Annotated in this window: 11 protein-coding genes; 8 read left to right on the top strand and 3 right to left on the bottom strand. The window is 64.6% G+C overall.

The genetic code is table 11. The features are described from left to right. Positions 1 to 37: 37 nt before the first annotated feature. The 6 genes from E2H86_RS04515 (at position 38) to E2H86_RS04485 (ending at position 7,878) form a co-directional block, all read left to right on the top strand. A complete protein-coding gene (locus E2H86_RS04515) occupies positions 38 to 631 on the top strand; it encodes an RNA-guided endonuclease InsQ/TnpB family protein (RefSeq protein WP_243744029.1) in 594 nt (197 codons plus the stop codon). 99 nt (positions 632 to 730) lie between these two features. Then, complete coding sequence (locus E2H86_RS04510) at positions 731 to 2,947, top strand: heavy metal translocating P-type ATPase (protein ID WP_133325142.1); 2,217 nt, start codon at positions 731 to 733, stop codon at positions 2,945 to 2,947. Positions 2,948 to 2,959: 12 nt separating this feature from the next. Then, positions 2,960 to 3,829, top strand: a complete 870-nt coding sequence (locus E2H86_RS04505) for a LysR family transcriptional regulator (protein ID WP_133325140.1) — start codon at positions 2,960 to 2,962, stop codon at positions 3,827 to 3,829. A gap of 212 nt (positions 3,830 to 4,041) precedes the next feature. Next, positions 4,042 to 5,100: a putative 2-aminoethylphosphonate ABC transporter ATP-binding protein gene (locus E2H86_RS04495; protein ID WP_133325138.1), complete on the top strand. Its 1,059-nt coding sequence runs from the start codon at positions 4,042 to 4,044 to the stop codon at positions 5,098 to 5,100. A 1-nt stretch (position 5,101) separates the two neighbouring features. Beyond that, positions 5,102 to 6,826: a putative 2-aminoethylphosphonate ABC transporter permease subunit gene (locus tag E2H86_RS04490; protein ID WP_133325136.1), complete on the top strand. Its 1,725-nt coding sequence runs from the start codon at positions 5,102 to 5,104 to the stop codon at positions 6,824 to 6,826. 29 nt (positions 6,827 to 6,855) lie between these two features. After that, positions 6,856 to 7,878, top strand: coding sequence for a putative 2-aminoethylphosphonate ABC transporter substrate-binding protein (locus tag E2H86_RS04485; RefSeq protein ID WP_133325134.1), 1,023 nt, complete (start codon positions 6,856 to 6,858; stop codon positions 7,876 to 7,878). 101 nt (positions 7,879 to 7,979) lie between these two features. Here the strand turns inward: E2H86_RS04485 and E2H86_RS04480 are convergent, their stop codons facing one another. Both E2H86_RS04480 and E2H86_RS04475 read right to left on the bottom strand, forming a co-directional pair. Then, positions 7,980 to 9,344: a GTPase/DUF3482 domain-containing protein gene (locus E2H86_RS04480; protein WP_133325132.1), complete on the bottom strand. Its 1,365-nt coding sequence runs from the start codon at positions 9,342 to 9,344 to the stop codon at positions 7,980 to 7,982. After that, a complete protein-coding gene (locus E2H86_RS04475; protein ID WP_133325130.1) occupies positions 9,337 to 10,728 on the bottom strand; it encodes a DUF2868 domain-containing protein in 1,392 nt (463 codons plus the stop codon). The genes E2H86_RS04480 and E2H86_RS04475 overlap by 8 nt, the downstream gene beginning before the upstream one ends. 54 nt (positions 10,729 to 10,782) lie before the next feature. Between E2H86_RS04475 and E2H86_RS04470 the strand changes: the two genes are divergently transcribed. Continuing rightward, a complete protein-coding gene (locus tag E2H86_RS04470) occupies positions 10,783 to 11,298 on the top strand; it encodes a dihydrofolate reductase (protein ID WP_133325128.1) in 516 nt (171 codons plus the stop codon). A 32-nt stretch (positions 11,299 to 11,330) separates the two neighbouring features. Here the strand turns inward: E2H86_RS04470 and E2H86_RS04465 are convergent, their stop codons facing one another. After that, positions 11,331 to 12,722: an L-cystine transporter gene (locus tag E2H86_RS04465; protein WP_133325126.1), complete on the bottom strand. Its 1,392-nt coding sequence runs from the start codon at positions 12,720 to 12,722 to the stop codon at positions 11,331 to 11,333. A gap of 242 nt (positions 12,723 to 12,964) precedes the next feature. Here E2H86_RS04465 and E2H86_RS04460 point away from each other — a divergent pair, with 242 nt between their 5' ends. Beyond that, positions 12,965 to 14,020, top strand: coding sequence for a haloacid dehalogenase-like hydrolase (locus E2H86_RS04460; protein ID WP_133325124.1), 1,056 nt, complete (start codon positions 12,965 to 12,967; stop codon positions 14,018 to 14,020). Positions 14,021 to 14,038: the final 18 nt, after the last annotated feature.

The following is a 14,038-nucleotide window of genomic DNA, read 5'->3' as shown; positions in this document are numbered from 1 at the left end:
CTTTAGCGAAGATGCCCGTGGCCGTTGGTACTTCAACGTGTGTGTTGAGGTCGAACGTACTTGCCCAGCCGGACAGGATGAAATCGGTATCGACCTTGGGTTGAAAACCACGGCCACCTGTAGCGACGGCAGCGCCCTTGAGGCTGGACGGTTCTACCGTGACCTTGAAGGCAAGTTGGCCACTGCCCAGCGTGCCGGCAAGAAAACCCGCGCCCGAGCCATCCACGCCAAGATCGCGAACCGTCGCAAGGATGCACTTCACAAATTCAGCACCGCGCTTGTGCAGCGGTGCGGGCTGATCGTTGTTGGCAACGTCAAGCCCAAAGCGTTGGCTAAGACCCAAATGGCCAAGTCGGTGCACGACGCCGGTTGGGGCATGTTGAAAACGATGCTGTCTTACAAGTGCGATAGCGCAGGCATCGTTTTTCGTGAAGTCAACGAAGCGTACACCACCCAAGCCTGTTCGCATTGCGGCGTACTCCCGCCCAGTAGTCCGAAAGGTAGGACCGGCCTTGGAATAAGAGAATGGACGTGTGAGTGTGGTGTCACTCACGACCGCGACATTAACGCGGCGAAGAACATTCTCGCGGTCGGGCATGGCCGTCTACCTGTAGGAATCCCCGTCCTGTAGGGCGGGGAGGATGTCAAGGGCGAAACTCCAGCAGATGGCTTGACCCTATAGTGGCTACAGGGTGTTCACTTGGCAACAGGCCCATTTAAGGACGATCCCATGAACCAGCCTGTCAGCCACGATCATGATCACGAGCATGCCCACGCCCACGCGTGCTGTGGCTCGCATGCCGCGCCGTCCCGGGTGCAATTGACCCAGGACGCCAGCGACTCGGCTCAGCTCAGCCGTTTTCGCATCGAGGCCATGGACTGCCCCACCGAGCAGACTCTGATCCAGGACAAGCTGGGCAAGCTGGCAGGCATCGAGCAGTTGGAGTTCAACCTGATCAACCGCGTTCTCGGGGTGCGCCACACATTGGGCGATACCATCGAGATCGAGCGCGCCATCGACAGCTTGGGCATGAAAGCCGAGCCGCTCGATGCTGCCGAGGAGGTCATTGGCAGCGCAGCGCAGTCCCATGCGACCCGCTGGTGGCCGCTGGCACTGTCTGGCGCCGCCGCGATCGCTGCGGAGATCGTGCACTTCGCAGCGCTCGCCCCTGAGTGGGTCGTGGCGCTGTTGGCGTTGGCCGCCATCCTTGGTTGTGGCCTGGGGACCTACAAGAAGGGCTGGATCGCCCTTAAGAATCGCAATCTGAACATCAACGCGCTGATGAGCATCGCCGTGACCGGCGCGGTACTGATCGGCCAGTGGCCGGAGGCCGCCATGGTGATGGTGCTGTTCACCGTCGCCGAACTGATCGAGGCGCGCTCGCTGGATCGCGCGCGCAATGCCATCAGCGGCCTGATGCAGCTGACTCCGGACATGGCCACGGTCAGGCAAGCGGACGGCCAGTGGCGCGAGGTCGAGGTCCGTGAGGTAACGGTGGGCGCGCGTGTGCGACTGCGCCCCGGTGAGCGGGTCGGTCTGGACGGTGAGGTCACCAGCGGGCAGTCCAGTGTCGATCAGGCACCTATCACCGGTGAAAGCCTGCCGGTCGAGAAGACCGTGGGCGATCAGTTGTTCGCCGGCACGATCAACCAGGCTGGTGCGTTGGAGTACCGGGTCACGGCCGCTGCCGGGCAATCGACTCTGGCGCGGATCGTCAAGGCGGTGGAGGAGGCGCAAGGTGCGCGGGCACCCACGCAGCGCTTCGTCGACCGCTTCTCGCGGGTGTACACCCCTGCGGTGTTCGCCTTGGCGTTGGCCGTGGCGATCATTCCGCCGCTGTTCATGGCCGCTGCCTGGTTCGACTGGGTTTACCGGGCCCTGGTGTTGCTGGTGGTGGCCTGCCCCTGTGCCTTGGTGATCTCTACCCCGGTGACCATCGTCAGCGGACTGGCTGCCGCGGCGCGTAAAGGCATCCTGATCAAGGGGGGTGTGTACCTGGAGGGCGGCCGTAAGCTGGACTTCCTGGCCTTGGACAAGACCGGCACGCTGACCCATGGCAAGCCGGTGCAGACCGACGCCCAGGTGCTCGACCCACGGGTCGAAGGCCGGGCCCAGGCGCTGGCCGCCAGCCTGGCCGAGCGCTCGGACCATCCGGTCTCGCGCGCCATTGCCCAGTTCGCCAAAGCGCAGGGCTTGCCGCTGAGCGAGGTCGATGGTTTCGCTGCCCTGGCGGGCCGTGGCGTGCGCGGTGAGATCGACGGTGAAACCTACCATCTGGGCAATCACCGCCTGGTCGAGGAGTTGGGGCTGTGCTCGCCGGCACTGGAGGTGCAGCTCGATGCCCTGGAGCGCCAAGGCAAGACCGTGGTCCTGTTGCTCGACCGCGCCGGCCCGCTGGCGCTGTTCGCCGTGGCTGACACGGTCAAGGACAGCAGCCGCGAGGCCATCGCCGAATTGCATGGGCTGGGGATCAAGACGGTCATGCTCACCGGTGACAATCCGCACACTGCCCAGGCCATCGCCGCCCAGGTGGGCATCGACCGCGCCGAAGGCGACCTGCTGCCCGCCGATAAGCTGCAGAGCATCGAGCGGCTATATGCCGAGGGCCATCGGGTGGGCATGGTCGGCGATGGTATCAACGACGCGCCGGCCTTGGCCCGCGCCGAGATCGGCTTTGCCATGGCTGCGGCTGGCACCGACACGGCTATCGAGACTGCCGATGTGGCGCTGATGGATGACGACTTGCGCAAAATCCCCGCGTTCGTCAGGCTGTCCCGCCAAAGTGCGGCGATCCTGATGCAGAACATCGTTCTGGCGTTGGGCATCAAGGCGATTTTCCTGGCGATCACCTTTGCCGGTATGGCCACTCTGTGGATGGCGGTGTTCGCCGACATGGGTGTAAGCCTGCTGGTGGTGTTCAACGGTCTGCGCCTGCTGCGCAAGTAATGAGGTCCTGCAATGCTGAGTGCCGAGCTCAAAGCCTTCTACATGGTGGCCCGTCTGGGCAGCATCACCCAGGCGGCGAAGAAGCTCGGGCTCAGCCAGCCGACGGTGACCACCCAGATCCGCAACCTGGAGAGCCAATACGCGGTGGAGCTGTTCTTCCGCGGGGGCCGGCGTCTGGTGCTGAGCGAAGCGGGCGCACGCCTGCTGCCTAGGGTCAAGGCGCTGCTCCAGCAGGAGGCCGACATCGAGTTCGAATTGCGTAACAGCGGCCAACAGCAGGGCAACCTGCGTATCGCCGCCACGGCGCCTTACTACATCCTCGACCTGGTGAAGATTTTCCGCGAGCGACTGCCCCAGGTCGAGGTGGCGATGGAAATCGGCAACTCTCAGCAGGTGCTGGAATTGCTCGAGGACTACCGGGTCGATATCGCGGCTTCGTCGCAACTGGTCGAAGACACGCGCCTGGTGCGGCGGGTGCTGGGGACCGACCCGTTGGTGGTGGCCGTACACCGCAATCACCCGCTGGCGCAACGCCAGAGCGTGTCCATCGAGGCCCTGGCCGGGCACTGCCTGTTGATGCGTGAGCAGGGTTCGATCACGCGCAGGCTCACCGAGCAGATGATGCACGCGGCGGGGGTCAAGGCCGGGACGCTGTTGGAGATCGGCAGTCGCGAGTCGATCCGCGAGGCGGTGCTGCGCAACATCGGCATCAGCGTCATCGCCCGCCATGAGGTGCCGCATAACGCCGAGCTGCGGGTGTTGGCGCTGGAGGATGCGCCGGTGATGCACGAATACCTGTATTGCCTGAAAGAGCGGCGCCAGGCCCGGTTGCCGGCGGCCTTTCTGGGGGTGGCGCAGGAAGTGGCCGGGTCGCAGTTCTAGCGTCGTCTTCTTCGCGGGCAAGCCCGCTCCCACAGGTACTGCTTCGCTCTCTGGCTCCGTGCAGTACCTGTAGGAGCGGGCTTGCCCGCGAAAGGGCCCTCAAGTTCACTACAAAATCTACCTATACCACTATCACCCGCTTTTGCCCTAAAGCCACACAACCTTCGCACTGCCTTCCTAGCATGGCCTCACTTGTTCGATGAGGCCTCGCCATGAACCACGCCACTCCAGGCGCACAGATGAAAGTGCGCGGTATCCACAAACGTTTCGGCGCTTTCACCGCGCTCAACGATGTCTCGCTGGACGTTTCCGCTGGCGAGCTCGTGTGCCTGCTGGGCCCGTCGGGCTGTGGCAAGACCACCCTGTTGCGCTGCATCGCCGGGCTCGAGCGCCAAGACCGCGGCGAGCTGTATATCGGCGAGCGAGACATCTCCGAACTGCCGCCCCAGGCCCGTGATTACGGCATCCTGTTCCAGTCCTACGCGCTGTTCCCCAACCTCACGGTCGAGGCCAACATCGCCTACGGCCTGACCGGCAGTGGCCGCGACGCGAGTCGCCAGCGAGTGGCCGAGATGCTCGAACTGGTTGGCCTTGCCGGCAGCGAAAAGAAATACCCCGGCCAGTTGTCCGGTGGTCAGCAGCAGCGGGTGGCGCTGGCCCGGGCGCTGGCCCCGGCACCTTCGTTGTTGCTGCTCGATGAGCCGATGTCGGCGCTCGACGCCCGTGTCCGCGAGCATTTGTGCGGTGAACTGCGCCAACTGCAACGCCAGCTCGGCATCACCACGCTGATGGTGACCCACAACCAGGACGAGGCCATGCTGATGGCCGACCGTATCGCCGTGATGAATAACGGCCAGGTCGAGCAGTACGCCCCACCGCAGGCCATCTACGAGCGCCCGGCCACGCCGTTCGTTGCTGATTTCGTCGGCCAAGGCAATTGGTTGCCGTTCCAGCGCAGCAGCGACAGCCATGCGCAGGTCGGTGGCATGAATATGCGCTTGGCCCCGGGTGTTGCGCCGTTGGCCAATGGCCGACTGTTCTGCCGCCCGGAAGCGATCACCGTCAACCCATTGGTGCACGAGGAAAACCTGTTCCCGGCCAAGCTCAACGAGATTACCTTCCTTGGCAACCGTTGCCGCATGAGCTTCGAGTTCAAGGCCCTGCCAGGTCATTCGTTGCTTGCCGAGCTGGCGCCGGAAGCCATGCCATGTCTGGGCTCGCAAGACATCTGGGTGGCGGTGCCGCCGCACAGCCTGCAGGTGTTCGCCTGAGATGGCCGCGCCAATGACCCTGCCCCTCGGACAGGCCAAGCGTGCCTCGTACGCTGCCACTGCCGCGGGCGATCGATTGTTCGTGATCGGCGGTAAGAGCTTGCTGCTGGTGCTCCTGCTGCTGGCGGTGGTGATGCCGTTGCTGGCGATCTTCTGGCGTGGCTTGAGCGGTGACGCCGGACAGGGCGGTGGCTTGCTGGCGGCACGCGAGATGTTCGCCAGTGCCAACTTCCGCTGGCTGCTGGGCAACAGTCTGGCGGTCGCCTGCACCGTGGCCGCCGTCGTGGTGCCGCTGGCCTATCTGTTCGCCTATGCCCTGCAACGCACGCTGATCCCGGCCAAGGGCCTATGGCGCGGCATCTCGCTGTTGCCGCTGCTGGCGCCGTCGATGCTGCCGGCCATCGCCCTGGTCTACCTGTTCGGCAACCAGGGCCTGCTGCGCCATTTGCTCAGCGACAACATCTATGGTTTCTGGGGCATCGTTCTGGGCGAAGCCATCTACACCTTCCCGCATGCGCTGATGATCCTGCTCTCGGCCCTGTCGCTGGCCGATGCGCGGCTGTTCGATGCGGCGTCGAGCATGGGTGCCGGGCCGTGGCGGGCGTTCTCCAGCATCACCTGGCCGGCGTCGCGCCAGGCGGTATTCGCGGCTTTCTGCCTGGTGTTCACCTTGACCATCACCGACTTCGGCGTTCCGGTCGTGGTCGGTGGCGACTACCAGGTGCTGGCACTGGAGGCGTACAAGGCGGTGGTCGGTCAGCAACAGTTCGGCCGTGGTGCGTTGATCGGCATGGTGCTGCTGGTGCCGGCGCTGCTGAGCTTCGCCGTCGATGCCTGGCTGCGTCGACGTCAGGGCGACGCCATGAGTGGTCGTGCCCAGGTCTTCGAGCCCAAGCCGTCACGGATGCGTGATGCCTGCTTCCTGACCGTGGTGGCGTTGGTCTGCGCGGTGCTGCTGGTGGTGATCGGCATGGCGGTGTATTCGTCGCTGGTCACCTTTTGGCCATACAACCTGACCTTGTCGTTCAAGCACTACCTGTTCGAGGACACGGCAGGCGGTGGCTGGCTGGCCTACCGCAATAGCGTGACCATGGCCATTTGCACCGCGCTGGTCGGCAGCCTGGTGATCTTCACCGGGGCCTACCTGATGGAGAAGACCCAGGGTCAGCGCCTGCTCAACCAGATCCTGCGCCTGCTGAGCTTCATCCCCATGGCGGTGCCGGGCCTGGTGCTGGGGCTGGGTTACGTATTCTTCTTCAACTTCGCCGGCAACCCGTTGCACGTGTTCTACGGCAGCATGGCGCTGTTGGTGCTGTGCACCGTCGCTCACTACCTGACCACTGCGCAGATGACCGCGACCACCGCGCTGCGCCAGCTCGATGGCGAGTTCGAGGCCGCCGCGCTGTCGCTCAAGGCGCCGCTGTACAAGCACTTCGTACGGGTCACCGTGCCGATCTGCCTGCCTGCGCTGCTGGATATCGTTCGCTACCTGTTCGTCTCGGCGATGACCACCGTCTCGGCGGCGATCTTCCTCTACAGCCCCGACACCATCCTGGCTGCCGTCGCGGTGCTGAACATGGACGACGCCGGCAACGTCGGTGGTGCTGCCGCCATGTCGACCCTGATCCTGCTCACCAGCGCTGCCGCGTCCCTGCTGCTGGCCGCGGCTTCGCGTGGCCTGCTGCGCCGCTCCCAGGCCTGGCGCCAACGTGCGCCCGGTCACTGACCGATTGCCCAAACGATAGGAACCGCATCATGTTCAAGCCCCTCGCACTTGCCGCTGCCGTATCCGCCGTCTTCAGCCTGCAGGCTTCGGCCGCAGCCACCCAGTTGACCGTCTACACCGCCCTGGAAGCCGAGCAGCTGCGCAGCTACAAGCAGGCGTTCGAAAAGGCCAACCCGGACATCGAGATCAAATGGGTGCGTGACTCCACCGGGATCATCACCGCCAAACTGCTGGCCGAAAAAGACCGCCCACAGGCGGATGCGGTCTGGGGGCTCGCAGCGTCCAGCCTGGCCATCCTCGACCAGAACGGCATGCTTGAAGCCTACGCACCGAAAGACCTGGGCAAGATTTCGCCCAACTACCGCGATGCGGCCAATCCGCCGGCCTGGGTCGGCATGGACGTGTGGGCCGCGACCATCTGCTTCAACACCATCGAGGCCGAGAGGCAGGGCTTGAGCAAGCCGGTGAGCTGGCAGGACCTGACCAAGCCTGAGTACAGGGGCAAGATAGTCATGCCCAACCCGGCCTCGTCCGGCACGGGCTTCCTCGACGTGAGCGCCTGGCTGCAGACCTTTGGCGAGCCGCAGGGCTGGACCTACATGGATGACCTGCACCAGAACATCGGCCAATACGTTCACTCCGGTTCCAAGCCTTGCAAGCTGGCGGCGTCGGGTGAATTCCCAATCGGTATCTCGTTCGAGTACCCGGCAGTACAGCTCAAGCGCCAGGGCGCGCCGCTGGACATCGTGCTGCCCAAGGAAGGTCTGGGTTGGGAAATCGAGGCCACCGCGGTGATCAAGGGCTCGGCCAAGGCCGATGCCGCCAGGCGCCTTGCCGATTTCTCGGCAAGCCCGGCGGCGATGGAGCTGTACAAGGAAAACTTCGCGGTATTGGCCGCGCCCGGGATCGCCAAACCCCAGACAGAACTGCCGGCCGACTATGAACAGCGGTTGATCAAGAACGACTTCGCCTGGGCTTCGAAGAACCGCGACCAGATTCTGGCCGAGTGGCGCAAGCGCTATGACGGCAAGTCGGAGAAGGTGGCGCAGTAGGGTCTGTCTTGAGGGGTGTGGTGTTCACGAGATCGAGCGCCGCGCGGGCGGCGCTCGATCTCAACGGCGCTACACCTCTCAAGCCAGCCCTTACAGCCCCCTTAAATCTGCAAAACCAGCGCCTCGAGTTGCTCCTGCCGCTCCGCCTGGTTCACCTTCGCCCCTGGGTTGAGCGTCGACCACTGCGGGTGCGCCCTTGCCTTGCTCAAGGCCTCCGGCAGCTTGCCTTCGCGCCAGGCCTTTTCATCCAGCGGTGCGAGGCGAATGCTGTCCTGCGCTGCATGCCCACGGCGGTCCAGCGCCGCCATCAACTGCTGTTGGCGCAAGGCCAGCAACCGCAGCACGGTGTCATCCACGGTCAGTTCCCGCTGCCCCTTGAGCTTGCCCATCAGCCGCGACCCATAGTTGCGCGCCGTTTGCAGCGCGCCTCCGGCAACGGCACCGGCCAGTGCGGCGATGCCGAGGGTCAGCCCGCCCACCAGCAGGTCGACCCCGGCTCCGGCTGCGGCACCCGCTGCCACGCCGCTGCCCAGGCGTACACCGAGCAATTTCAGGGTTTCAGGGTTGAACAGGTCATCGCCCCAGCGGCCATCGAGCAGTGGCAGGTCTCCCGCGTTGGCGTCCTCGCGGCGGAAGGCATACAGCTTGAGCAATGCCTCGACGCAGCGTTGCTCGCGCTGGCGAACGTCTTGGCGCAGCGCCTCGATGGCCTTGGCTTCGGCGGCAGGTTCGGCCTGGACACTGCGCCGGCAGGCGGCGCAGTCGAGCAGCAGTTCGGCGATCAGGCGCTTGCCGCTGTGCTGACGGGCCAGACGCTGCGCCTGCTGGTCGTCGATCAGCCGTTGCAGGGCCGGGCGGGCATCTTCGAGCAGCAACGCCAGGCTTTCGTAGAGGCGCCGCTCGCCATCTTCTGGCGGCGCCACGCTGTCGAACCGCACCAGCGCATGCAGGCCAAGGCGGGCCAGGGCTTCGCGCCATTCGGGCTCGCGGTGCTGGTCGCTGGCCACGAAGTTCAGCACCGGCAGCAATGGCTTGCCGCAGCCGGCGAGTACCTCCAGCTCGTCGCGGTACTTGGCCAGCACCGGCTCGCGTACGTCGATCACATACAGGCCGGCATCGCTGGCCAGCAACTGGCGCAGCACCTTGGCCTCCTGTTCGAATCGCTGGCGGGCCTCGCTGCCTTGCAGGAAGCGAGCGAGGCGCGCCGGACCGTCCAGGCGTTCGCCTGGGCGCTCCAGGCGTTCCAGGTAGTCGAGCAGGGCGATGGCGTCTTCCAGGCCAGGGGTGTCATAGAGTTCAAGCAGTGGCTCGCCGTCCACCGACAGGCGTGCACCTTCGACGTGGCGGGTGGTGCTCGGACGGTGGGAAACCTCGCCAAAGCCGATGTCGCGGGTCAGGGTGCGCAGCAGCGAGGTCTTGCCGACGTTGGTGTGGCCGACCACGGCCAGTTTCAGCGGCTCAGTCATGGCCATGCTCCAGCCAGGTCAGGGGCGAGGTGTCGGCGTGGGGCAGGCCGAGGCGGTCGAGGGCTTCGTGCCAATCGCCCAGGCGTTGCGCGTCCAGGGCCTGGCCCGGCTCGGCCTGGAGCAGCCAGATGCGCGTCGCACCGGCGTAACGCGCCAGCTCCGCGAGCAGTGCCAGGCTGCCGCGGTCGGGCGAGCGCCGCGGGTCGCAGGCGATGGCCAGGCGCGCCGGCGGAAAGCGGCTGAGCTGTTCGAGCAGGCGGTTGCGCGACTCGCGGCTGTCGAGCACGCCGGCGTTGGTCACAGCCTTGGGCATTGCCGGCGGCCAGGGGCGCTGCTCGTCCAGTTCGAGGCCGACCAGAAGGGCACCGCTGCTGCCGCTTTCCAACTGGCCGGCCTGGAATTGCGGCAAGCTCTCGGGCGCGGCATCCTGCACACCGATCCGCTCGCTGCGCGGCATCAGGACCTCGCGCAGTTGCGCATAGCCCGGCAGGCTGAGGTCCAGGGCCAGGCGCTCGCGGCCCTGGCGCCAGCGCCACAGGCACAGGCCGGCCAACAGCAGGCGCGGCAGCAGGCCATAAACCAGGACTACGCCGAGCAACCAACTGGCCCAGGCCTGACGGGCGATGTCCAGGGCCGGAAGGGTCGCGCCGCTGGCGCGGATCATGGTTTCGTCCGGCACGGCGAAGCCCAGCAGCGAGGGCAGGGCGCCGAGGGTCTGGGTCAGGCGAATGAACGGTTCGGCCGCCAGCAACGTGGTTTCCCAGACGAAGCCATAGCGGCGGGTGGCCAGCAATGCCAGAAGCATGGCGAGTGCCGTCAGCATCGCCAGTAGCCACAGGCCATGCACCAGCGCGCCCAACACCCAGCGGTTCAGGCGCTGGCGTTGCAGCAGCACGAGCAGGGCGGGGGCCAGCTGGGCGGCCTTGGCATCGCGGGCGAAGCGTTCGCTCAACCACAGCCACAACCGCCCGAGGCTGGCGCCATGCTCGCCGCTGAGCATCAGACCCGCAGCCCAGCCCAGCAGCATCAGCAGGTTGAGCCCCAACAGGCTGCCCAAGGCCCAGAATACGTTGACCGGTCGCTGGCCATCGCCCAAGGCGGCGAAGGCCAGCCCAGAGCCGCTGACCACGGCCAGCAGCGCCAGGGCCAACAGCGCCAGGCGAGCGCCTTGCTTCCAGCGACCCAGGGCGGCGCTCATGCCGTCGCGCTCGGCCAGGAACAGCGCCCGGGTCTCGATCCGCGTAGCCAGGTCGCCGCCTTGCTGTCGGGCATGGCGGTTGGCTTCCTGATCCTCCAGGGGACCAGCCTGTTCCTCGCGCAGGCGCACCGCTTCGGTGAGCCAACGTTTGTCCAGTGATGTAGGTGCAGTCACAAGCTCTTCCATTGCACGGTTCAGGGCAGAAGCATAACCCACACGCCGGGTGCTATCCTCGCTGGCATGAATACATCACTTCCCCTCAGCCTGATCGCGGCTCATGCCGAGAACCGCGTCATCGGCATCGACAATTCCATGCCCTGGCACCTGCCGGGGGACTTCAAGTACTTCAAGGCAACCACCCTGGGCAAGCCGATCATCATGGGCCGCAAGACCTGGGATTCGCTGGGGCGGCCGTTACCGGGGCGGCTGAACGTCGTGGTCAGTCGTCAGCCGGGTCTGCAATTGGCTGGCGCCGAGGTGTTCGCTTCGCTGGAGGCTGCGCTGGTGCGAGCCGAGCAATGGGCGCGCGAACAAGGCGTGGGCGAGTTGATGCTGATCGGCGGGGCGCAGTTGTACGCGCAGGCGTTGGAGAAGGGGCTGGTGAGCCGGATGTACCTGACCCGGGTCGAGCTGCAGCCGGAGGGCGACGCCTGGTTCCCCGAATTCGATATGGCGCAGTGGCAGCGGGTGTCGAGCGAGGCGCAGGCTGAAGAAGGCAAGCCTGCGTATCATTTCGAGGTTTGGGACAGGCGTTGAGTTTATCGGGGCTGCACTGCAGCCCCGATAGCTCAGGAGTGCTTCAACTCGGCATGCTCATCGCCGCCCAACAAGTCTTTGTCGGTTTCCTTGAGCAGTTGGCTGGTCACCACGCCCGCGGTCATCGAACCATTCACGTTCAACGCCGTGCGGCCCATGTCGATCAGCGGCTCCACGGAAATCAGCAGCGCCACCAATTCGACTGGCAGGCCCATGGCCGGGAGCACGATCAGGGCGGCGAAGGTCGCGCCACCGCCCACCCCGGCCACCCCGGCCGAACTCAGGGTGACGATGGCCACCAGCGTGGCGATCCACAAGGGGTCGAACGGGTCGATGCCCACGGTCGGGGCGACCATCACCGCCAGCATCGCCGGGTACAGTCCGGCGCAGCCGTTCTGGCCGATGGTGGTGCCGAACGAGGCACTGAAACTGGCGATCGACTGCGGCACGCCCAAGCGGCGGGTCTGCGCTTCGATGTTCAGTGGAATGCTGGCAGCGCTGGAGCGGCTGGTGAAGGCGAAGGTCAGCACTGGCCAAACCTTGCGCAGGAACCGCAGCGGATTGACGCCGGTCAACGCCTGGATGATGGCGTGCACCCCGAACATCAACCCCAGGCCCAAGTACGACACCAATACGAAGCTGCCGAGCTTGAGGATGTCGTCCAGGTTGGAGCTGGCGACCACCTTGGTCATCAAGGCCAGTACGCCATAGGGCGTGAGCCGCATCACCACACGCACCAGACGCATGACCCACGCTTGCAGGGTATCGATGGCCGACAGGGCGCGCTCGCCCTGGGCGGCGTCATCCTTGATCAATTGCAGCGCGGCAAGGCCGACGAATACTGCGAAGATCACCACGGCGATGATCGAAGTCGGTCGTGCCCGGGCCAGGTCGCCGATCGGGTTGCTGGGGATGAACGACAGCAGCAGCTGCGGAACGTTGATGTCGGCGACCTTGCCGGCGTAGTCGCTGTGGATGGCCTGCAGGCGCGCGTGTTCCTGCACCCCGGCCACCAGGCCTTCAGCGCTCAGACCGAACAGGTTGGTCAGGCTGATGCCGATCAGGGCGGCGATGGCGGTGGTCAGCAGTAGTGTGCCGATAGTCAGCACACTGATGCGGCCGAGCATCGAGGCATTGTGCAAGCGTGCCACGGCACTGAGGATCGACGCGAAGATCAGCGGCATGACGATCATCTGCAGCAGGCCGACATAGCCGTTGCCGACCAGGTCGAGCCAGCCGATGGTGGCCTTGAGCACCGGGTGGCCGGCGCCGTAGACCGTGTGCAGGGCCAGGCCGAAGACCACGCCCAGCACCAGACCGAGTAACACCTTCTTGGCCAGGCTCCAGTCGGTGCGGCGGGTTTGTGCCAGGCCCAGCAGCAGGGCCAGGAACGCCAGCAGGTTGAGAGACAGCGGCAGGTTCATTGAAGCTCCAGGAGAATGCAGTAGGGGGCGTCGCTTCTGTGAGCGATTGCGAACGCAAATGCTAACAGGCTGAAAACAAACGAACTTATATCCAAAAATAATTTGCATAGTCGTTTTTGGAATATAGGCACGTCGCTCACACCTACGTCCACGACGCCCAGAGTTGCATGAGGGTCGCTGTCGGAGCCCGCGAACCTGGATGATTGCACTAGCGTCTTTGGGTCTTTTCAGGAGAAACGCACATGAAGTTCGCTTCGAAAGCCCTCGCGGGCGGCTTGGCCCTGCTGTGCTGTGTCGAATCCTTTGCCACCGAGCTCCAGCACTGGCCGGCGGACGCCGCCCGGCAGTTGAATGCCATGATTGCTGCCAACGCCCACAAAGGTAACTTCGCGGTGTTCGACATGGACAACACCAGTTACCGCTATGACCTCGAAGAGGCCCTGCTGCCTTTCATGGAAAACAAAGGCCTGCTGACCCGCGACAAGCTCGATCCGTCGCTCAAGCTCATACCCTTCAAGGACACCGCCGAGCACAAGGAAACGCTGTTCAGCTACTACTACCGCCTGTGTGAAATCGACGACATGGTCTGCTATCCGTGGGTGGCCCAGGTGTTCTCGGGGTTCACCTTGAAGGAACTGAAAGTGCAGGTGGATGAGCTGATGGCCGCCAACAAGCCGATCCCCAGCACCTATTACGAAGGTGACCAGGTCAAGTCTATAGAGGTGCAGCCGCCGAAGGTGTTCAAGGGCCAGGCTGAGCTGTACAACAAATTGATGGAGAACGGCATCGAGGTCTATGTGGTGTCTGCGGCTTCCGAGGAACTGGTACGCATGGTCGCCTCGGATCCCAAATATGGTTACAACGTCAAACCGCAGAACGTGATCGGTGTCAGCCTGCTGCTCAAGGACCGCGCTAGCGGCCAGGTGACGACCGCGCGCAAGCAGGTCGCCGAGGGACACTACGATGCCAAGGCCAACGAGCGACTGGAACTCACGCCTTATCTGTGGACGCCGGCAACCTGGATGGCGGGCAAACAGGCGGCGATTTTGACCTATATCGATCAATGGAAGAAGCCAGTGCTGGTCGGCGGCGATACACCCACCAGCGATGGTTACATGCAGTTCCATGGCGTCGACGTGAGCAAGGGTGGCATCCATCTGTGGATAAACCGCAAAGCCAAATACATGGACCAGTTGAACGGGATGATCGCGAAGAATGCGGCGGCGCAGGCCAAGGAAGGGTTACCGGTGACGGCAGACAAAAACTGGGTGATCGTGACGCCGGAGCAGATTCAGTAAGGAGCAGGTTCTAAGTTG

The organism is Pseudomonas putida (genome assembly GCF_004357765.1).
Lineage (GTDB): Bacteria > Pseudomonadota > Gammaproteobacteria > Pseudomonadales > Pseudomonadaceae > Aquipseudomonas > Aquipseudomonas putida_U.
The sequence above is the reverse complement of the archived record's forward strand: the minus strand, read 5'-3'. Positions and strand labels throughout refer to the sequence as shown.

Coding starts and splice junctions, on each gene's coding strand:
- E2H86_RS04510 (WP_133325142.1), top strand. CDS start 731: ATGAACCAGCCTGTCAGCCACGATCATGATCACGAGCATGCCCACGCC.
- E2H86_RS04505 (WP_133325140.1), top strand. CDS start 2,960: ATGCTGAGTGCCGAGCTCAAAGCCTTCTACATGGTGGCCCGTCTGGGC.
- E2H86_RS04495 (WP_133325138.1), top strand. CDS start 4,042: ATGAACCACGCCACTCCAGGCGCACAGATGAAAGTGCGCGGTATCCAC.
- E2H86_RS04490 (WP_133325136.1), top strand. CDS start 5,102: ATGGCCGCGCCAATGACCCTGCCCCTCGGACAGGCCAAGCGTGCCTCG.
- E2H86_RS04485 (WP_133325134.1), top strand. CDS start 6,856: ATGTTCAAGCCCCTCGCACTTGCCGCTGCCGTATCCGCCGTCTTCAGC.
- E2H86_RS04480 (WP_133325132.1), bottom strand. CDS start 9,344: ATGACTGAGCCGCTGAAACTGGCCGTGGTCGGCCACACCAACGTCGGC.
- E2H86_RS04475 (WP_133325130.1), bottom strand. CDS start 10,728: ATGGAAGAGCTTGTGACTGCACCTACATCACTGGACAAACGTTGGCTC.
- E2H86_RS04470 (WP_133325128.1), top strand. CDS start 10,783: ATGAATACATCACTTCCCCTCAGCCTGATCGCGGCTCATGCCGAGAAC.
- E2H86_RS04465 (WP_133325126.1), bottom strand. CDS start 12,722: ATGAACCTGCCGCTGTCTCTCAACCTGCTGGCGTTCCTGGCCCTGCTG.
- E2H86_RS04460 (WP_133325124.1), top strand. CDS start 12,965: ATGAAGTTCGCTTCGAAAGCCCTCGCGGGCGGCTTGGCCCTGCTGTGC.